The sequence below is a fragment of the Pseudomonas fluorescens NCIMB 11764 genome, assembly GCF_000293885.2.
Taxonomy (GTDB): Bacteria; Pseudomonadota; Gammaproteobacteria; order Pseudomonadales; family Pseudomonadaceae; genus Aquipseudomonas; species Aquipseudomonas fluorescens_B.
This window is the reverse complement of the sequence record NZ_CP010945.1, coordinates 392,783-411,832: the sequence shown is the minus strand read 5'-3', so window position 1 is coordinate 411,832 and position 19,050 is coordinate 392,783. Positions and strand designations below refer to the sequence as shown.

The window sequence follows — 19,050 nt, the reverse complement described above, 5'->3', positions numbered from 1 at the left end:
AATGTGAGAGCGGGCTTGCTCGCGAAGGGAGCTCCAATTCCTCACGACTTCATGTCTTAAGGAGTTGTTCATGTTCAAACCGACTTCACTGACTGTCGAGGCTGGTCTCCTGGCCGAACAGGATCTATTGGCCTCAGTCTGCACCGGCGACTCGGAATTCGGTCTGCTGTTCTGGCAGCCAAGTGACAAAGCGCTGGTCATGCCACGTCGCTTGAATCGTCTGCCCAACTTCGAAGCCGCCTGCGAGGTATCTGCCGCTGCAGGCTGGCCAGTACTGTTGCGCGAAACCGGCGGCGAGCCAGTGCCGCAATCGGCATCAACCATCAATATCGCGCTGGTCTACGCGCCGCCACGCAGCGAGGGCGACCAGAATCGTATCGAAAGCGCCTATCGCCGACTCTGCGACCCGATCTGTCAGTTGCTGGATGAACTGGGCGGCGTTTCGTCGTTGGGCGAAGTGGACGGCGCGTTTTGCGATGGCCGTTTCAACGTCAATCTCGACGGACGCAAGATGGTCGGCACCGCACAGCGCTGGCGCCAGAGCAAGGGTGGTTCACGACCGGTCGGGTTGGTGCACGGCGCCTTGTTGCTGGATAACGAGCGCGAATCGATGGTCGCGGCGGTCAATCGCTTCAACGAGGCGTGCGGTCTGGAACAGCGGGTTCGTGCCGAGAGCCACATCGCCTTGCATGAAAAGTTTGCGGCGCCCGATGCATTGGAGCGTCTCGATGCGCTCTATCGCCAGTTGCTGGCAGACATGTTCAAGGTTTAGCGCGTACCGAAGACCACCATGGTCTTGCCTTTGACGTCGACCAGGTTGCGCTCTTCCAGGTCCTTGAGCACGCGACCGACCATCTCCCGGGAACACCCGACAATCCGCCCGATTTCCTGACGAGTCACCTTGATCTGCATGCCATCAGGGTGGGTCATCGCATCGGGCTGTTTGCACAATTCCAGCAGGCAACGGGCAACGCGGCCAGTCACGTCGAAAAATGCGAGGTCGCCGACTTTGCGTGTGGTGTTGCGCAGGCGCTGTGCGATTTGTCCGCTGAGTACGTAAAGAATGTCTGGATCCTGCTGGGACAACTCGCGAAATTTCGCGTAGCTGATTTCCGCGACTTCGCACTCGATCTTGGCGCGCACCCAGGCGCTGCGCTCCTGTTCCAGGCCGGCCTGTTCAAACAGACCCAGCTCCCCGAAAAAGTCCCCGGCGTTCAGGTAGGCGATGATCATTTCACGGCCGTCGTCATCCTCGATCAGAATGGTGACCGAGCCTTTGATGATGAAGAACAGCGTCTCCGAGCGATCACCGGCGCAAATGATGTTGCTCTTGGCCGCATAACGACGGCGCTGGCAATGCATCAACAGCTTGTCGACGTTCTTGATTTTGGGTGTAGGGGCAATAGCAACCATGGTTGTATCCCGAAAAGACTGCACGGTGTGTTTGGTTTTTTTATGAGGCACTGAGGTCGGAGCGAAGCTGGCTATGCGCCAGCGAATTGGCGCCAGCTTACCAGACACTTCCTGCAATATTCGAGAATTTACCTACAAAGCCGGTGGTTATGTCTTAGGACGGCGAGCGCTGTCAATCCAAGGCCCTGTGCTAAGCTGGCGACCCTTTTTTAGACAGTGGAGTCTTGGTGATGAAGGCACGCATCCAATGGGCTGGCGAAGCCATGTTCCTCGGCGAATCCGGCAGCGGTCATGTCGTGGTCATGGACGGTCCGCCCGATGCCGGTGGTCGTAACCTGGGTGTCCGGCCGATGGAAATGCTCCTGCTGGGTGTCGGCGGTTGCAGCAATTTCGATGTGGTCAGCATTCTCAAGAAGTCCCGTCAGGCCGTCGAAAGCTGCGAAGCCTTCCTCGAAGCCGAGCGTGCGACCGAGGACCCGAAGGTCTTCACCAAGATCCACATGCATTTCGTGGTCAAGGGCCGCGGGCTGAAAGAAGCCCAGGTCAAACGCGCCATCGAGTTGTCTGCCGAGAAGTATTGCTCGGCGTCGATCATGCTCGGCGCGGCCGGTGTTGCGATTACCCACGACTACGAAATCATCGAACTCGGTTGAATCGACATTCAACTATCATAAAAGCAGTGCAGACTCTGGCGATCCCAAGCTGACGTCTGCATAATGCGCCACTTTTTTCAGGGTAGTGGTCCGTCAGCCGACCGGCCGCTCGCCCAAACAGACAACCAAAATCGCCATCGCGAAGAGGTGTTAACCGTCCTACGCAGGTGCGTCGTTCGCATCTGACGGGCATGCTTGATCACGCGGCCCGGGCCGCAATACATAGAGAGTTTTTAACGGTGAAAAGCAAACTCAAGCTCCACGGGTTCAATAACCTGACAAAGACCTTGAGCTTCAACATCTATGACATCTGCTACGCGGAAACCCCGCAAGACCAGCAGGCTTACGTCGAGTACATCAATGAAGAGTACAACGCGAAACGCCTGACGCAGATCCTCACGGAAGTTGTCGATATCATTGGTGCCAACATCCTGAACATCGCCAGTCAGGACTACGATCCGCAAGGCGCCAGCGTCACGATTCTGATCTCTGAAGAGCCGGTGACCCCGACCGACAGCCAGATCGAAGAATCCCCGGGCCCGTTGCCCGAGATTATCCTGGCCCACCTCGACAAGAGCCACATCACGGTGCACACCTACCCGGAAATCCATCCGGACGACGGCATTGCGACCTTCCGTGTGGACATTGACGTGTCGACCTGTGGCGTCATTTCACCGCTCAAAGCGCTCAACTTCCTGATTCACCAGTTCGATTCGGACATTGTGACCGTGGATTATCGTGTGCGCGGTTTCACCCGTGACGTCGAAGGCAACAAGCACTTCATCGATCACGAGATCAACTCGATTCAGAACTACCTCTCCGACGACACCCGCGACGCGTACCAGATGACCGACGTGAACGTGTACCAGGAAAACCTGTTCCACACCAAAATGCTGTTGAAGAACTTCGAACTGGATAACTACCTGTTCGGTGATGCGACCAACAGCCTGTCCCCTGAGCAGCGTGCTCAAGTGACCGACCGTGTGAAACACGAAATGCTCGAAATCTTCTACGCGCGCAACATGCCGACCTAAGACTTTGAACACAAAAAAAGGCGACTACCTCACGGCAGTCGCCTTTTTTGTGTCTTGCCCCTGTAGGAGCAGCAAGCTTGCGCCTACAAAAAATCTGAAATCAGATCCGATAAGTACTCTTGGTCATCACCTTGGCCATCAAGCTCATCCCGAACTTCACCGGCGCCGGAAAACGAAAGCCCCCAGCCTCCAACGCACTTTCGGCATGGTGCTCTTCATCAATCCGCATTTGCTCAAGTATCGCCCGGGACTTTTCGTCCTCGGCCGGCAACTGCTCAAGATGTTCATTCAAATGCTTGCACACCTGATGCTCCGTTGCCGCAACGAACCCCAGGCTGACCTTGTCGCTGATCAACCCGGCTACCGCACCAATCCCGAATGACATGCCATAGAACAGCGGATTGAGAATGCTGGTGTGGCTGCCCAACTGCTTGATGCGTTGCTCGCACCAGACCAGGTGGTCAATTTCTTCTTCAGCGGCATGTTCCATGGCCGCGCGCACCTGCGGCAACTTGGCGGTCAGGGCCTGACCCTGATACAGCGCCTGGGCGCAGACTTCGCCGGTGTGGTTGATACGCATCAAACCGGCAACGTGCCGGGTGTCTTCGTCGCTCATTTGCGTTTCCGGCTGCACGATCGCGGGAGACGGACGGTACGGCTGGCCACTGAAGGGCAGCAGGGTACGCATCGCAGCATCGGCTTGCAGCAGAAGACGGTCAATCGGCGAGTAGTGACGTTGGGTAGTCATGCTGACCTCCGGGAAGAATCTCGGCGGCCAGTTTACCCCAATCGGCCAGGGAAGGTTTGCGCTGGGTCATGAGCCGGGATGAAGGGCGTGGCGGGACAGGTTTCTGTGGCGAGAGAACTTGCTCCCGTCCGACTGCGAAGCAGTCGCAATGAAGGCTGATTTGTTTTTCCTGATAAGTCGGGGGCTCAGGTTTCAGGGCCGCTACGCAGCCCCGCGGGAGCAAAAGCTCCCTCACCACAAACACCCGCAGAGCTGCAATCAACCCGGCGGCCAATGCATCTGGCGTTGACCCAGTACGTGCATATGAATGTGGTAAACAGTCTGTCCGCCTTCTTCATTGCAGTTCATGACAACGCGAAAACCTTTCTCGCAACCCAGTTCCTTTGCCAGGCGCTGGGCAGTGAACAGGATATGCCCGGCCAATGCCTTGTCGTCCTCGGTGAGGTCGTTGAGGGTGCGCACCGGTTTCTTCGGGATCACCAGAAAATGCACCGGTGCCTGTGGGGCGATGTCGTGGAAGGCCAGTACCTGGTCGTCCTCGTAAATGATCTTCGCCGGGATTTCCCGGTTGATGATCTTGGTGAACAGAGTATCCACAGCTGTTTTCTCCGTTATTTGGTCTGGCCTGAGTGTACTCATGGGTGATCCCCGCGCCCAGCCTTTTACCCTGAAGCTTGATCAGCGCGGGCAATAGGCCTTGTTGACCATGCCTGTGAGGGTCCTGATCAACCAGCGTGAGCCAAGCCGTGGCAGGAAAGCGAGCCAGCGGTTCAGCCGGCCCGGAATAATGATGGCGCGATTCTTTTCCAGAGCCCGCACCGTATACAGCGCGACTTCCTCGGGGCTCATCAACAGTTTGCTTCGGACCAGTTTGTCGCTGTCCAACTGCGCGGTGCGGAAAAACGCGGTGCGGGTCGGACCGGGGCAGAGTACGGAAACCTTGACCGCGCATTTCTTCAGCTCGACGCGCAACCCTTCGGAGAAGTGCAGCACATAGGCTTTGCTGGCGTAGTAAGTGCTCATCCAGGGGCCGGGATGGAAGGCCGCGACCGAAGCGACATTCAGGATCTGTCCGCCACCCTGCAACGCCATGCTGTTACCGATGGCATGACACAGGCGGGTCAGGGCCAGGATGTTCACTTCGATCAGGTCTTGCTCGGTCATCCAGTCCTGCGCCAGGAAAGGGCCGCAGGTGCCGATGCCGGCGCAGTTCACCAGCAGGTCGATCTGCCGGTCACCTTCTTCCAGTTCCAGCAGAAACCCGGACAGGCGCAGTGGCTCGCCGAGGTCGCAGGCGCGGAATAACACCTCCACGCCAAAACGTTGGGTCAGTTCAATTGCAATACTTTCCAGCTGATCACGTTGTCGGGCCACCAGAATCAGGCTGCGGCCACGGCGGGCCAGCGCTTCGGCCATCGCCAGGCCGATGCCGCTGGAAGCGCCAGTGATCAGAGCGTAACGGGTCATGCAGTTCTCCATCGCAACGGCTCCGCGCCGGCGACGCAGGTGTCACGGGCGGGGAGCGCTGTTCATTCTTTCGCAGAGTCTACAGGGGCCGGGGCTTCTTCGGCTTCATCGTCTGTGGAATCCGGCACTTGTTCCGCCTCTTCGGCGGGCTCGGCTTCCACTTCGTCGGTGGTTACCGAGCCGCTGTCATAGCTGGTTTCGGCCGCGTTTTCGTATTCTTGCTGGATTGCACTGAAGCCACCCGCCAACAGACCAACAAAGCCGAGGGCAATGACCACGACCCACAGCGAAGACAGCACTTTGACTGCCGTGGTGTTCGGCGGTGGTGGAGGGCCGTAGCGATTAGCGATGTTGGTGCCTGGCACGCACATGATCACGAACGGAAAGAAACTGCCCACGAATGGCACGAGATTCAGCAACCAGAGCCAGCCGGACCAGCCAATGTCGTGTAGCCGTTGAACGCTGATCTGAATGCTGACGACTGCGATGGCGATGCACAGAAAAAATGCCACCAGGCCTCCGACAATCAGGCCTGCGGTGGAATCGCTGCTGATCAGGGCGATGGCGAAAATCGCCACGACCGACCCGATACCGAGCATGACCAGCGTCAGGACCATGGTCCAGGCCAGATAACGCAAACGGCCGATGCGTCCTTCGACGCTGAATGGCTTGAGCGTGGCGAACTGCGGCAAGCTTTCACCAACGGTGGCCCGCGGCGGTGCGTAGGGAGACTCGGGGTCTGCGAATACTGGTTGGCTGCTTACGGCGGCGTGGTGTTGAACATCGTCCAGGTTCAGTTCAATCGAGGGTTCGGCTTCGATACGGGCATCGATGCCGGTTTTCGTCAGCGCCTGAAGGTAGGTTTGCGCCTCTGTCTGCGACAGGTTTTGCTTGAGCGTTACGGTCTGCCCGGTGAACAGCCGTTCGATGGCCGCCACTTCGCTTTTGTACAACGCCGCCAGATTGAGTTTGGCGGTGGTGATCTCAACGCCCGGCAGCAGAGCGCCGTCGAATACGATCTTGAAACGGTTGTCGCTCATTGCGAGGCATCCTTGTCGCGAGTGTTTGAATAGTTAAGGTGCTGCGATCACGGAGTGTAAGGCCAGCCGAGGATGGCTGGCCAAATTTTCCTGTCAGCGTGGCCAGCGTTTCGGCAGTTGTGCCGCCAGTTCCAGCGCCTTGCGGTATTCAGCGTCCAGCCGGGCGACCAATTGATCCACGCTCGGCAAATCATCGATTTCTCCGACGCCCTGGCCGGCGGACCACACGGTTTTCCAGGCCTTGGCTTCATCGCTCAATGGCTTGAGCTTGGAGCCGAAATTGACCTCGCCCTTGTTTTGCAGCGCCGCCATGTCGAAACCGGCCGCTTCCAGGCTCTGACGCATAAAGCTCGCCGGTACGCCCGACACGGCCGGTGTATGGATGATGTCTGCCGCTCTGGCGTTCAGCAGCATCTCTTTGTAGGCGTCAGGCGCATGACTTTCAGCGGTGCCGATAAATCGTGTACCGAAGTAGGCCAGATCCGCACCGAGCAATTGTGCCGCGAGTATCTCGTGGCCATGGTTGAGGCAGCCGGCCAGCAGCAGCGTCTTGTCGAAGAACTGGCGGATTTCGGCAATCAGCGAAAACGGGCTCCAGGTTCCCGCGTGTCCGCCGGCGCCCGCGGCCACGGCAATCAAGCCATCAACGCCCGCTTCGGCGGCTTTCTCTGCGTGGCGTCGGGTCGTTACGTCATGGAAGACCAGGCCTCCATAACCGTGGACGGCATCGACCAGTTCTTTCACGGCGCCGAGGCTGGTGATCACGATCGGCACCTTGTGCTCGATGCAGATGTCCAGGTCCGCCTGCAGCCGTGGATTACTGTTGTGGACGATCAGGTTCACGGCATAGGGCGCGGGGTTGTCCAGTGTCGCCAGGCCAGCCTCGATTTCTTCCAGCCAGGCTTTGAAACCGCTGCTCTCGCGCTGGTTCAGCGCGGGAAAGCTGCCCACTACGCCATTACGGCAGCAGGCGAGTACCAATTGTGGATTGGAAATCAGGAACATCGGCGCTGCCACGACGGGCAGGCGCAAACGTTGTTCGAGCAAAGCGGGCAGCGACATTGGAAGTACCCCGGTGAGTGGTGCCGATTGAAGTTAGAACGGCCGAACGACGACCAGAATTACGATAGCCAGCAATATCAGAACCGGCACTTCATTGAACCAGCGATAAAAGACATGGCTGCGGGTGTTCTCGCCACGGGCAAAACGTTTCACCTGCGCGCCGCACATGTGGTGGTAGCCGATCAGGATGACCACCAGCGTCAATTTGGCGTGAATCCAGGCGCCTTGACTGAATATGCTTGGGTTCAGCGCAATCAGTGCAATACCGAAAATCAGCGTGGCGATCATCGCCGGGCCCATGATGCCGCGGTACAGCTTGCGCTCCATCAGGCTGAAGCGTTCTTTGCTGACAGCGTCTTCGCTTTGGGCGTGATAGACGAACAGGCGCGGCAAGTAAAACAGGCCGGCAAACCAGCAGACCATGCTGATGATGTGAAGCGCTTTGAGCCACAGATAAAGCATTTTTAGTTATTCCCAGGTTCACGGTAGCGAAGATAGTAGAGGGTAGAGCGTCCGCACGTCACCTTGCCGGTTGTCGCAGGACGATACGGGCCCTATTATCGACGGCTTTCCAGTGGGTTCGTTGAGGGCAGGTTTATGGTCAAGGTCGGTATCGTCGGCGGCACGGGTTACACCGGTGTCGAACTGCTGCGTCTGTTGGCGCAGCATCCGCAGGCAGAAGTGGTGGTGATCACTTCCCGATCCGAGGCCGGTCTGGCCGTGGCTGACATGTACCCGAACCTGCGCGGTCATTACGATGGCCTGGCGTTCAGCGTTCCGGACATCAAGACCCTGGGCGCCTGCGACGTGGTGTTCTTCGCCACGCCTCACGGTGTCGCCCATGCGCTGGCCGGTGAACTGCTGGCGGCCGGGACCAAGGTCATCGACCTGTCGGCAGACTTCCGTCTGCAAGACGCTGACGAATGGGCCAAGTGGTACGGCCAGCCGCACGGTGCGCCGCAGCTGCTGGAAGAAGCGGTCTACGGCTTGCCGGAAGTCAATCGCGAGCAAATCAAACAGGCGCGCCTGATCGCCGTGCCAGGTTGCTACCCGACCGCTACGCAACTGGGCTTCCTGCCATTGCTCGAAGCCGGCCTGGCCGATACCACTCGCTTGATCGCTGACTGCAAATCCGGCGTCAGCGGTGCCGGTCGTGGCGCTTCCGTAGGTTCGCTGTACTCCGAGACATCGGAAAGCATGAAGGCCTACGCCGTCAAAGGTCACCGTCACTTGCCGGAAATTCGCCAGGGTCTGCGTCGCGCAGCAGGCAAGGACGTCGGGCTGACTTTCGTTCCGCATCTGACCCCGATGATTCGCGGCATCCACTCGACACTCTATGCGACGGTCGTGGATCGCTCGGTGGATCTGCAGGCGCTGTTTGAAAAGCGTTATGCCAACGAGCCGTTCGTTGATGTGATGCCGGCAGGCAGCCATCCGGAAACCCGCAGCGTACGCGGTGCCAACGTCTGCCGTATCGCCGTGCATCGTCCGCAGGACGGTGATCTGGTGGTGGTGTTGTCGGTAATCGATAACCTGGTCAAAGGCGCGTCGGGTCAGGCAGTGCAGAACCTGAACATCCTGTTTGGACTGGATGAACGTCTGGGCCTGTCCCACGCCGGCATGTTGCCGTAAGGTTTATCCCGCTCAGTAAAAAGGCCCGTCGAACGGGCCTTTTTGCATTTCCTGCCGGCAATCGGGTTTATTGATATACCGTAACAATAGTTGACCAATTTTCTAGGAGAAGCGGATAATGCGCGTCATCACGCATTATGGCGGCGTAACGCCGGGAGATAGTTAGCATGAGCGTCGAATCCTTCACCCCCACGGCTTTGCAATTCACCCACGGTGCCGCGCACAAGGTGAAGAGCCTGGTCGATGAAGAGGGGAATGATCGCTTGAAGCTGCGCGTATTTGTTACGGGCGGCGGTTGTTCAGGTTTTCAGTACGGCTTTACCTTCGATGAAGAAGTGGCCGATGACGACACCATCGTCGAGCGCGAGGGTGTGAGTCTGGTCGTCGATCCGATGAGCTTCCAGTACCTGGCAGGCGCCGAGGTGGATTACCAGGAAGGTCTGGAAGGTTCGCGTTTCGTCATCAAGAACCCGAACGCCACCACCACGTGTGGCTGCGGCTCTTCGTTCTCGATCTGATCGCGCTTCACCGCATGAACAAACGCCGCATGACCTCAGGGTCATGCGGCGTTTTGCTGTCCGGGGTTCTGCTTCAGGCGGGGTAGATGGCGCCGAGTACGCGCAGGCCGCGGGCACCGGTGACGCTTGGGCGGTTGGCGGCGATGCCTTCGAGGCAGCAGTGGGCCAGCCAGGCGAAGGCCATGGCCTCTACCCAGTCGGGGTCAACGCCGTGAGTGGCTGTGCTGCTGACTGTCGCGTCAGGCAGCAGGCCGGCCAGCCGCTTCATCAATGTGGCGTTGTGTGCGCCGCCGCCACAAACCAGCAACTCCCGGGTATCCGATTGAGCGCTTTGCAGCGATTCGGTAATGGTCAGTGCGGTCAGTTCAAGCAGCGTTGCTTGCACGTTTTCGGCGGCGAAGGGCGGCAGCGTTGATAAATGCTGTGTCAGCCAAGGCAGGTTGAACACTTCACGACCCGTGCTTTTCGGGCCTTTGGTCAGGAAGAACGGATCCTCAAGCAGCGCTTTCAGCAGAACAGGTTCGATCTTGCCGCTGGCGGCCCATTGGCCGTCGCGATCAAAGTTTTCGCCACGTTGCTGATGAATCCAGGCGTCCAGTAACACATTCCCCGGGCCGCAGTCGAAGCCTGCCACAGGTTTGCCGGGCTCGATCAGGCTGAGGTTGCTGAAACCGCCAACATTCAATACCGCGCGGTTGCCGGCCTGTTCTTCAAACAAGGCTTCGTGGAAGGCTGGAACCAGCGGGGCGCCTTGACCGCCGGCCGCCACATCGCGGCTGCGGAAGTCGCTGACTACCGTGATACCGGTCAATTCTGTCAGCAGGGCGGGGTTGCCGATTTGCACCGTGAAGCCGCGCGACGGTTCGTGGCGAATGGTCTGGCCGTGGCTGCCAATCGCGCGAATGTCTTCGGGTTTCAGGTTCTGTTCATCAAGAAGGGTATGAATGCCCTGCGCCGCCAGCTTTACCCAATTCTGCTGGGCCATGGCTGAGCGGGCAATTTCGTCCGGGCCACTGGCGCACAAGCCAAGCAGCTCGCTGCGCAGGGAGTCAGGCATGGGAATGTAGTGCGTGGCGATCAGCTTGATCGCTGGCGCTATCTCGACCAGCGCGATATCCAGGCCATCGAGGCTGGTCCCGGACATCACACCTATATAGAGCGTCATGGCTTAGCGCTTGCTCGAAGCCAGTTGGGTGGACTTCTCTTGGTCCATGCGCGCCATCAGCGGCTGACTCTGCGCGAGGAAGCGAGCGCGTTCCGCTTTGGAAATCGGATCGGCCATCGCCACCTTTTGACCCAGCGGATCAACGTGCACACCATTGACCTGGAACTCGTAGTGCAAATGAGGGCCAGTAGACAGGCCGGTGGTACCGATGTATCCAATCACTTGGCCCTGCTTTACAGAACTACCGGTCCGGACGCCTTTGGCAAATCCCTGCATGTGACCATACAGTGTGCGATAGGTGTTGCCGTGCTGAATGATCACGGTGTTGCCGTAGCCGCCGCGTCGACCGGCCAACAACACTTTGCCGTCGCCGGCAGCCTTGATTGGCGTACCGCGAGGAGCTGCGTAGTCGACACCTTTGTGGGCGCGGATCTTGTTCAGGATCGGGTGCTTGCGACCCATGGAAAACTTGGAACTGATGCGAGCGAAATCCACCGGTGTACGAATAAACGCCTTGCGCATGCTGTTGCCGTCAGCAGTGTAGTAGCTGCTGTTGCCTTGTTTGTTGGTGTAGCGCACGGCGGTGTAGGTCTTGCCGCGGTTGGTGAAGCGCGCTGAGAGGATCGGCCCGTTACCGACGGCCTTGCCGTTGACAACCTTTTGTTCGTAGATCACGTCGAACTCGTCACCCTGGCGGATATCCTGGGCGAAGTCGACGTCATAGCCAAACACGCTGGCCATGTCCATGGTCAGGCTGTGCGACAGGCCGGCGCGAGCGGCAGATTGTGACAGCGAGCTGTTGATCACACCATGAACGTAGGCTGAGCGCACGGTAGGCTTGGCGGTGATTCTGTTGAATACGTAACCCTTGTCATTCTTGGTCAGTGTGATGCTTTCGAGGTCGCTGACCTTGCTGTGCAGGTTGGTCAGCTGGCCTTCAGGGCTCAATTCGAATTCGAGTTTCTGGCCATGTTTCAGCTGGCTGAACTGCTTGGCTTGCTTGTCGCTGGCCAGTACTTCATGCACCGACGCAGCTGGAAGTCCGACTTTTTCGAACAGCGTAGAAAGCGTATCGCCTTTGGCGACGATCACTTCCCTGTGGTTGGGTGCCTTCTTTTCCTCGACCACTGGCACAGGTTCGGCCTGAGCGGTTTCCGGGGTGTCTTCGGCGCTGTTTTCGATTTGCGCGAAAGGGGACGTTGCGGACTCATTTGTGGCTTGGGCCGCTTCGGCGGCGTCTTGATCTTGTGTCAGTTGTTCAGCAGGGCTTTCCAGTTCAAGACTCAGAGTCGTCTTTTTGGCTTCTACATCACTGGAAGGAAATACCAGAAGCGCCAGGCTCAGAAGGGCGGCGATGCCACTTGCTGCGAGCAGGTGGGTCTTCGGGTAAAGCGGTGGCGCTTTAGACGATTCTTTGGTCATAGGTAATTTTGACTTTGAAAAAGATGAATTGGAAAAGATGAATGACATGATGAAGATGAAATAACTGTATAAAATATAACCAAATCATCTCTGAAGCAAGTCCGTGGTCACTCTGCCAGCGGATTGGCGTCATTGCGCCGGCCAAACTTTGTATTTGACGCGCGATCTTGTATGGTTGGTTCCCTTTGAATTCGAGCCTTGCGGGTCTGTTATGAAGTCGGTTGAAGAGCAGCTAGCGCTGATCAAACGTGGTGCGGAAGAACTGTTGGTCGAGTCCGAGCTGATCGAAAAGCTCAAGCGTGGCCAGCCGCTGCGTATTAAGGCAGGCTTCGATCCGACCGCGCCGGATTTGCACCTGGGTCACACTGTGCTTATTAATAAGCTGCGTCAGTTCCAGGAGCTGGGGCATCAGGTGATCTTCCTTATAGGTGACTTCACCGGGATGATCGGTGATCCAAGCGGCAAGAGCGCAACGCGTCCACCACTTACCCGTGAGCAGGTTCTCGAGAATGCCGAGACCTACAAGACTCAAGTCTTCAAGATTCTTGATCCGGCGAAAACCGAAGTGGCGTTCAACTCCACCTGGATGGACCAGATGGGGCCGGCCGACTTCATTCGCCTGACATCGCAGTACACCGTTGCGCGCATGCTCGAGCGTGACGACTTCGATAAGCGCTATACGACCAATCAACCCATTGCCATTCATGAGTTCCTTTATCCGCTGGTTCAGGGTTACGACTCGGTCGCCTTGCGCGCGGATGTCGAGCTGGGCGGCACCGACCAGAAGTTCAACCTGCTGATGGGGCGTGAGCTGCAACGTGCTTATGGTCAGGAAGCTCAGTGCATTCTGACCATGCCGTTGCTCGAAGGCCTGGATGGCGTAAAGAAGATGTCCAAATCGTTGGGCAACTACGTCGGTATTCAGGAAGCGCCGGGTGTGATGTACGGCAAGCTGGTTTCCATTCCGGATGCGCTGATGTGGCGTTACTTCGAATTGCTCAGCTTCCGCTCTATGGACGAGATCAATGCATTCCGTGCTGATGTCGAGGTGGGTGCCAATCCGCGTGACATCAAGATCAAGCTGGCCGAAGAGATCGTTGCACGCTTCCATGGCGAGGAGGCTGCAGCCAATGCTCACCGTGCGGCGGGTAACCGTATGAAGGACGGGGAGCTGCCGGACGATCTGCCGGAAATCGAATTGACTGCTACCGAAGATATGCCGATCGCGGCTGTCCTTAATAAAGCCGGCCTCGTGAAGAACTCGGCGATGGCGCGTGATCTCCTGAATTCTGGCGGTGTTCGTATAGATGGTGAGGTTGTCGATCGCACCTTTATATATGTACTGGGCGCTACCCATGTTTGCCAGGCCGGGAAGAAGGCATTTGCGCGGATTTCGCTTAAATCCGAATAAGGCTGAAATAAGGGTTGACGGCAGATTCTGGAAGTCTATAATTCGCCCCACTTCCGGCGCAGTCGAAACGGAAAACTCCTTGGTAAACAAAGAGTTATGCAATTTTCGACAGCGAGTTGCTTCAGTTCATCGAAGCCCAGAAGGAGTTGGTCAGGCAGTGTGTTGTCGCTTGATTGACGGTTCGATCTTCTCGGTCGAAAGCGGAGAAAAAGAGGTGTTGACAGCAGCGAACAACGCTGTAGAATTCGCCTCCCGCTAACGAGAGATCGGAAGCGCAAGTGGTTGAAGTTGCAAAGGAAACTTTGAAAACTTCTGAAAATAACCGCTTGACAGATACAGAGGGCGCTGTAGAATGCGCGCCTCGGTTGAGACTAAAGATCTTAACCAACCGCTCTTTAACAACTGAATCAAGCAATTCGTGTGGGTGCTTGTGGAGTCAGACTGATAGTCAACAAGATTATCAGCATCACAAGTTACTCCGCGAGAAATCAAAGATGTAACCAACGATTGCTGAGCCAAGTTTAGGGTTTCTTAAAAACCCAAAGATGTTTGAACTGAAGAGTTTGATCATGGCTCAGATTGAACGCTGGCGGCAGGCCTAACACATGCAAGTCGAGCGGTAGAGAGAAGCTTGCTTCTCTTGAGAGCGGCGGACGGGTGAGTAATGCCTAGGAATCTGCCTGGTAGTGGGGGATAACGCTCGGAAACGGACGCTAATACCGCATACGTCCTACGGGAGAAAGCAGGGGACCTTCGGGCCTTGCGCTATCAGATGAGCCTAGGTCGGATTAGCTAGTTGGTGAGGTAATGGCTCACCAAGGCGACGATCCGTAACTGGTCTGAGAGGATGATCAGTCACACTGGAACTGAGACACGGTCCAGACTCCTACGGGAGGCAGCAGTGGGGAATATTGGACAATGGGCGAAAGCCTGATCCAGCCATGCCGCGTGTGTGAAGAAGGTCTTCGGATTGTAAAGCACTTTAAGTTGGGAGGAAGGGCATTAACCTAATACGTTGGTGTCTTGACGTTACCGACAGAATAAGCACCGGCTAACTCTGTGCCAGCAGCCGCGGTAATACAGAGGGTGCAAGCGTTAATCGGAATTACTGGGCGTAAAGCGCGCGTAGGTGGTTCGTTAAGTTGGATGTGAAATCCCCGGGCTCAACCTGGGAACTGCATTCAAAACTGACGAGCTAGAGTATGGTAGAGGGTGGTGGAATTTCCTGTGTAGCGGTGAAATGCGTAGATATAGGAAGGAACACCAGTGGCGAAGGCGACCACCTGGACTGATACTGACACTGAGGTGCGAAAGCGTGGGGAGCAAACAGGATTAGATACCCTGGTAGTCCACGCCGTAAACGATGTCAACTAGCCGTTGGGAGCCTTGAGCTCTTAGTGGCGCAGCTAACGCATTAAGTTGACCGCCTGGGGAGTACGGCCGCAAGGTTAAAACTCAAATGAATTGACGGGGGCCCGCACAAGCGGTGGAGCATGTGGTTTAATTCGAAGCAACGCGAAGAACCTTACCAGGCCTTGACATCCAATGAACTTTCCAGAGATGGATTGGTGCCTTCGGGAACATTGAGACAGGTGCTGCATGGCTGTCGTCAGCTCGTGTCGTGAGATGTTGGGTTAAGTCCCGTAACGAGCGCAACCCTTGTCCTTAGTTACCAGCACGTTATGGTGGGCACTCTAAGGAGACTGCCGGTGACAAACCGGAGGAAGGTGGGGATGACGTCAAGTCATCATGGCCCTTACGGCCTGGGCTACACACGTGCTACAATGGTCGGTACAGAGGGTTGCCAAGCCGCGAGGTGGAGCTAATCCCACAAAACCGATCGTAGTCCGGATCGCAGTCTGCAACTCGACTGCGTGAAGTCGGAATCGCTAGTAATCGCGAATCAGAATGTCGCGGTGAATACGTTCCCGGGCCTTGTACACACCGCCCGTCACACCATGGGAGTGGGTTGCACCAGAAGTAGCTAGTCTAACCTTCGGGAGGACGGTTACCACGGTGTGATTCATGACTGGGGTGAAGTCGTAACAAGGTAGCCGTAGGGGAACCTGCGGCTGGATCACCTCCTTAATCGACGACATCAGCTGCTCCATAAGTTCCCACACGAATTGCTTGATTCATTGAAGAAGACGATAAGAAGCAGCCCGAAATTGGGTCTGTAGCTCAGTTGGTTAGAGCGCACCCCTGATAAGGGTGAGGTCGGCAGTTCGAATCTGCCCAGACCCACCAATTTTTGTGTGGGATCCTGTAGCAATACGGGGCCATAGCTCAGCTGGGAGAGCGCCTGCCTTGCACGCAGGAGGTCAACGGTTCGATCCCGTTTGGCTCCACCACTACTGCTTCTGATTGTATAAAGCTTAGAAATGAGCATTCCATCGTGATGGTGGTGAATGTTGATTTCTAGTCTTTGGCTAGATCGTTCTTTAAAAATTTGGGTATGTGATAGAAAGATAGACTGAACGTTACTTTCACTGGTAACGGATCAGGCTAAGGTAAAATTTGTGAGTTTAATCGCGAATTTTCGGCGAATGTCGTCTTCACAGTATAACCAGATTGCTTGGGGTTATATGGTCAAGTGAAGAAGCGCATACGGTGGATGCCTTGGCAGTCAGAGGCGATGAAAGACGTGGTAGCCTGCGAAAAGCTTCGGGGAGTCGGCAAACAGACTTTGATCCGGAGATGTCTGAATGGGGGAACCCACCTAACATAAGTTAGGTATCTTAAGCTGAATACATAGGCTTAAGAAGCGAACCAGGGGAACTGAAACATCTAAGTACCCTGAGGAAAAGAAATCAACCGAGATTCCCTTAGTAGTGGCGAGCGAACGGGGACTAGCCCTTAAGTGGCTTTGAGATTAGCGGAACGTTCTGGAAAGTACGGCCATAGTGGGTGATAGCCCTGTACGCGAAAATCTCTTAGTCATGAAATCGAGTAGGACGGAGCACGAGAAACTTTGTCTGAATATGGGGGGACCATCCTCCAAGGCTAAATACTACTGACTGACCGATAGTGAACTAGTACCGTGAGGGAAAGGCGAAAAGAACCCCGGAGAGGGGAGTGAAATAGATCCTGAAACCGTATGCGTACAAGCAGTGGGAGCCCACTTTGTTGGGTGACTGCGTACCTTTTGTATAATGGGTCAGCGACTTATTTTCAGTGGCGAGCTTAACCGAATAGGGGAGGCGTAGCGAAAGCGAGTCTTAATAGGGCGTCTAGTCGCTGGGAATAGACCCGAAACCGGGCGATCTATCCATGGGCAGGTTGAAGGTTGGGTAACACTAACTGGAGGACCGAACCGACTACCGTTGAAAAGTTAGCGGATGACCTGTGGATCGGAGTGAAAGGCTAATCAAGCTCGGAGATAGCTGGTTCTCCTCGAAAGCTATTTAGGTAGCGCCTCATGTATCACTGTAGGGGGTAGAGCACTGTTTCGGCTAGGGGGTCATCCCGACTTACCAAACCGATGCAAACTCCGAATACCTACAAGTGCCGAGCATGGGAGACACACGGCGGGTGCTAACGTCCGTCGTGAAAAGGGAAACAACCCAGACCGTCAGCTAAGGTCCCAAAGTTATGGTTAAGTGGGAAACGATGTGGGAAGGCTTAGACAGCTAGGAGGTTGGCTTAGAAGCAGCCACCCTTTAAAGAAAGCGTAATAGCTCACTAGTCGAGTCGGCCTGCGCGGAAGATGTAACGGGGCTCAAACCATACACCGAAGCTACGGGTATCACTTAGGTGATGCGGTAGAGGAGCGTTCTGTAAGCCTGTGAAGGTGAGTTGAGAAGCTTGCTGGAGGTATCAGAAGTGCGAATGCTGACATGAGTAACGACAATGGGTGTGAAAAACACCCACGCCGAAAGACCAAGGTTTCCTGCGCAACGTTAATCGACGCAGGGTTAGTCGGTCCCTAAGGCGAGGCTGAAAAGCGTAGTCGATGGAAAACAGGTTAATATTCCTGTACTTCTGGTTATTGCGATGGAGGGACGGAGAAGGCTAGGCCAGCTTGGCGTTGGTTGTCCAAGTTTAAGGTGGTAGGCTGGAATCTTAGGTAAATCCGGGATTCTAAGGCCGAGAGCTGATGACGAGTGTTCTTTTAGAACACGAAGTGGTTGATGCCATGCTTCCAAGAAAAGCTTCTAAGCTTCAGGTAACCAGGAACCGTACCCCAAACCGACACAGGTGGTTGGGTAGAGAATACCAAGGCGCTTGAGAGAACTCGGGTGAAGGAACTAGGCAAAATGGCACCGTAACTTCGGGAGAAGGTGCGCCGGTGAGGGTGAAGGACTTGCTCCGTAAGCTCATGCCGGTCGAAGATACCAGGCCGCTGCGACTGTTTATTAAAAACACAGCACTCTGCAAACACGAAAGTGGACGTATAGGGTGTGACGCCTGCCCGGTGCCGGAAGGTTAATTGATGGGGTTAGCTAACGCGAAGCTCTTGATCGAAGCCCCGGTAAACGGCGGCCGTAACTATAACGGTCCTAAGGTAGCGAAATTCCTTGTCGGGTAAGTTCCGACCTGCACGAATGGCGTAACGATGGCGGCGCTGTCTCCACCCGAGACTCAGTGAAATTGAAATCGCTGTGAAGATGCAGTGTATCCGCGGCTAGACGGAAAGACCCCGTGAACCTTTACTATAGCTTTGCACTGGACTTTGAATTTGCTTGTGTAGGATAGGTGGGAGGCTTTGAAGCGTGGACGCCAGTTCGCGTGGAGCCAACCTTGAAATACCACCCTGGCAACTTTGAGGTTCTAACTCAGGTCCGTTATCCGGATCGAGGACAGTGTATGGTGGGTAGTTTGACTGGGGCGGTCTCCTCCTAAAGAGTAACGGAGGAGTACGAAGGTGCGCTCAGACCGGTCGGAAATCGGTCGTAGAGTATAAAGGCAAAAGCGCGCTTGACTGCGAGACAGACACGTCGAGCAGGTACGAAAGTAGGTCTTAGTGATCCGGTGGTTCTGTATGGAAGGGCCATCGCTCAACGGATAAAAGGTACTCCGGGGATAACAGGCTGATACCGCCCAAGAGTTCATATCGACGGCGGTGTTTGGCACCTCGATGTCGGCTCATCACATCCTGGGGCTGAAGCCGGTCCCAAGGGTATGGCTGTTCGCCATTTAAAGTGGTACGCGAGCTGGGTTTAGAACGTCGTGAGACAGTTCGGTCCCTATCTGCCGTGGACGTTTGAGATTTGAGAGGGGCTGCTCCTAGTACGAGAGGACCGGAGTGGACGAACCTCTGGTGTTCCGGTTGTCACGCCAGTGGCATTGCCGGGTAGCTATGTTCGGAATAGATAACCGCTGAAAGCATCTAAGCGGGAAACTAGCCTCAAGATGAGATCTCACTGGGACCTTGAGTCCCCTGAAGGGCCGTCGAAGACTACGACGTTGATAGGTTGGGTGTGTAAGCGCTGTGAGGCGTTGAGCTAACCAATACTAATTGCCCGTGAGGCTTGACCATATAACA

Annotated in this window: 15 protein-coding genes, 2 tRNA genes and 2 rRNA genes; 10 read left to right on the top strand and 9 right to left on the bottom strand. The window is 56.0% G+C overall.

Annotation, left to right across the window (positions count from 1 at the left end; translation table 11 throughout):
* Positions 1-70 precede the first annotated feature (70 nt).
* Positions 71-772, top strand: coding sequence for a lipoate--protein ligase family protein (locus tag B723_RS01995; protein ID WP_017341095.1), 702 nt, complete (start codon positions 71-73; stop codon positions 770-772).
* Here the strand turns inward: B723_RS01995 and crp are convergent.
* Positions 769-1,413, bottom strand: coding sequence for a cAMP-activated global transcriptional regulator CRP (gene crp / locus B723_RS01990; RefSeq protein WP_017341094.1), 645 nt, complete (start codon positions 1,411-1,413; stop codon positions 769-771). The genes B723_RS01995 and crp overlap by 4 nt on opposite strands.
* A gap of 230 nt (positions 1,414-1,643) precedes the next feature.
* On the opposite strand from crp, the gene B723_RS01985 reads away from it, so the two are divergent.
* Complete coding sequence (locus tag B723_RS01985) at positions 1,644-2,066, top strand: OsmC family protein (RefSeq protein WP_007941657.1); 423 nt, start codon at positions 1,644-1,646, stop codon at positions 2,064-2,066.
* Between the two features lie 239 nt (positions 2,067-2,305).
* Positions 2,306-3,100 carry an adenosylmethionine decarboxylase gene (gene speD, locus B723_RS01980; RefSeq protein ID WP_017341093.1) on the top strand — a complete coding sequence of 265 codons (795 nt, stop codon included), beginning with the start codon at positions 2,306-2,308 and terminating at the stop codon, positions 3,098-3,100.
* A gap of 100 nt (positions 3,101-3,200) precedes the next feature.
* Here speD and coq7 read toward each other — a convergent pair whose 3' ends face one another.
* The 6 genes from coq7 to hemJ all read right to left on the bottom strand — a co-directional run bounded on the left by coq7 (position 3,201) and on the right by hemJ (position 7,879).
* Positions 3,201-3,848 carry a 2-polyprenyl-3-methyl-6-methoxy-1,4-benzoquinone monooxygenase gene (gene coq7 / locus B723_RS01975; RefSeq protein WP_017341092.1) on the bottom strand — a complete coding sequence of 216 codons (648 nt, stop codon included), beginning with the start codon at positions 3,846-3,848 and terminating at the stop codon, positions 3,201-3,203.
* A 258-nt stretch (positions 3,849-4,106) separates the two neighbouring features.
* On the bottom strand, positions 4,107-4,445 hold the full coding sequence (locus B723_RS01970; protein WP_017341091.1) for a histidine triad nucleotide-binding protein: 339 nt from the start codon (positions 4,443-4,445) through the stop codon (positions 4,107-4,109).
* Between the two features lie 81 nt (positions 4,446-4,526).
* A complete protein-coding gene (locus B723_RS01965; protein WP_017341090.1) occupies positions 4,527-5,315 on the bottom strand; it encodes an SDR family NAD(P)-dependent oxidoreductase in 789 nt (262 codons plus the stop codon).
* 62 nt (positions 5,316-5,377) lie between these two features.
* Entirely contained in the window at positions 5,378-6,355 is a 978-nt protein-coding gene (locus B723_RS01960) for a DUF805 domain-containing protein (protein WP_017341089.1), read from the bottom strand.
* Between the two features lie 93 nt (positions 6,356-6,448).
* On the bottom strand, positions 6,449-7,417 hold the full coding sequence (locus B723_RS01955) for an NAD(P)H-dependent flavin oxidoreductase (RefSeq protein WP_017341088.1): 969 nt from the start codon (positions 7,415-7,417) through the stop codon (positions 6,449-6,451).
* Between the two features lie 33 nt (positions 7,418-7,450).
* The gene (hemJ, locus tag B723_RS01950) at positions 7,451-7,879 is read right to left on the bottom strand and encodes a protoporphyrinogen oxidase HemJ (protein ID WP_017341087.1); all 429 of its coding nucleotides are present in this window, start codon (positions 7,877-7,879) and stop codon (positions 7,451-7,453) included.
* A 135-nt stretch (positions 7,880-8,014) separates the two neighbouring features.
* On the opposite strand from hemJ, the gene argC reads away from it, so the two are divergent.
* Both argC and erpA read left to right on the top strand, forming a co-directional pair.
* Entirely contained in the window at positions 8,015-9,049 is a 1,035-nt protein-coding gene (argC, locus tag B723_RS01945) for an N-acetyl-gamma-glutamyl-phosphate reductase (RefSeq protein WP_017341086.1), read from the top strand.
* Positions 9,050-9,216: 167 nt separating this feature from the next.
* Positions 9,217-9,567, top strand: a complete 351-nt coding sequence (gene erpA, locus B723_RS01940; protein ID WP_007906865.1) for an iron-sulfur cluster insertion protein ErpA — start codon at positions 9,217-9,219, stop codon at positions 9,565-9,567.
* A gap of 73 nt (positions 9,568-9,640) precedes the next feature.
* On the opposite strand, the gene B723_RS01935 is transcribed toward erpA, so the two are convergent.
* Positions 9,641-10,732: an anhydro-N-acetylmuramic acid kinase gene (locus B723_RS01935; RefSeq protein ID WP_017341085.1), complete on the bottom strand. Its 1,092-nt coding sequence runs from the start codon at positions 10,730-10,732 to the stop codon at positions 9,641-9,643.
* Between the two features lie 3 nt (positions 10,733-10,735).
* Complete coding sequence (locus B723_RS01930; protein WP_017341084.1) at positions 10,736-12,154, bottom strand: peptidoglycan DD-metalloendopeptidase family protein; 1,419 nt, start codon at positions 12,152-12,154, stop codon at positions 10,736-10,738.
* Positions 12,155-12,365: 211 nt separating this feature from the next.
* On the opposite strand from B723_RS01930, the gene tyrS reads away from it, so the two are divergent.
* The 5 genes from tyrS to B723_RS01905 all read left to right on the top strand — a co-directional run bounded on the left by tyrS (position 12,366) and on the right by B723_RS01905 (position 19,044).
* Positions 12,366-13,565, top strand: a complete 1,200-nt coding sequence (gene tyrS / locus B723_RS01925) for a tyrosine--tRNA ligase (protein ID WP_017341083.1) — start codon at positions 12,366-12,368, stop codon at positions 13,563-13,565.
* A 551-nt stretch (positions 13,566-14,116) separates the two neighbouring features.
* Positions 14,117-15,653, top strand: a 16S ribosomal RNA gene (locus B723_RS01920).
* 82 nt (positions 15,654-15,735) lie between these two features.
* Positions 15,736-15,812: transfer RNA gene (locus B723_RS01915), tRNA-Ile, on the top strand.
* A 28-nt stretch (positions 15,813-15,840) separates the two neighbouring features.
* Positions 15,841-15,916, top strand: a tRNA-Ala gene (locus B723_RS01910).
* Between the two features lie 236 nt (positions 15,917-16,152).
* A 23S ribosomal RNA gene (locus tag B723_RS01905) occupies positions 16,153-19,044 on the top strand.
* Together the 16S and 23S rRNA genes with 2 tRNA genes alongside form the textbook arrangement of a ribosomal RNA operon.
* Positions 19,045-19,050: the final 6 nt, after the last annotated feature.

Bases quoted from the DNA above. Each gene is read 5' to 3' on its own strand.
- B723_RS01995 (WP_017341095.1), top strand. From the start codon at position 71: ATGTTCAAACCGACTTCACTGACTGTCGAGGCTGGTCTCCTGGCCGAA.
- crp (WP_017341094.1), bottom strand. From the start codon at position 1,413: ATGGTTGCTATTGCCCCTACACCCAAAATCAAGAACGTCGACAAGCTG.
- B723_RS01985 (WP_007941657.1), top strand. From the start codon at position 1,644: ATGAAGGCACGCATCCAATGGGCTGGCGAAGCCATGTTCCTCGGCGAA.
- coq7 (WP_017341092.1), bottom strand. From the start codon at position 3,848: ATGACTACCCAACGTCACTACTCGCCGATTGACCGTCTTCTGCTGCAA.
- B723_RS01965 (WP_017341090.1), bottom strand. From the start codon at position 5,315: ATGACCCGTTACGCTCTGATCACTGGCGCTTCCAGCGGCATCGGCCTG.
- B723_RS01960 (WP_017341089.1), bottom strand. From the start codon at position 6,355: ATGAGCGACAACCGTTTCAAGATCGTATTCGACGGCGCTCTGCTGCCG.
- B723_RS01955 (WP_017341088.1), bottom strand. From the start codon at position 7,417: ATGTCGCTGCCCGCTTTGCTCGAACAACGTTTGCGCCTGCCCGTCGTG.
- hemJ (WP_017341087.1), bottom strand. From the start codon at position 7,879: ATGCTTTATCTGTGGCTCAAAGCGCTTCACATCATCAGCATGGTCTGC.
- argC (WP_017341086.1), top strand. From the start codon at position 8,015: ATGGTCAAGGTCGGTATCGTCGGCGGCACGGGTTACACCGGTGTCGAA.
- erpA (WP_007906865.1), top strand. From the start codon at position 9,217: ATGAGCGTCGAATCCTTCACCCCCACGGCTTTGCAATTCACCCACGGT.
- B723_RS01935 (WP_017341085.1), bottom strand. From the start codon at position 10,732: ATGACGCTCTATATAGGTGTGATGTCCGGGACCAGCCTCGATGGCCTG.
- B723_RS01930 (WP_017341084.1), bottom strand. From the start codon at position 12,154: ATGACCAAAGAATCGTCTAAAGCGCCACCGCTTTACCCGAAGACCCAC.
- tyrS (WP_017341083.1), top strand. From the start codon at position 12,366: ATGAAGTCGGTTGAAGAGCAGCTAGCGCTGATCAAACGTGGTGCGGAA.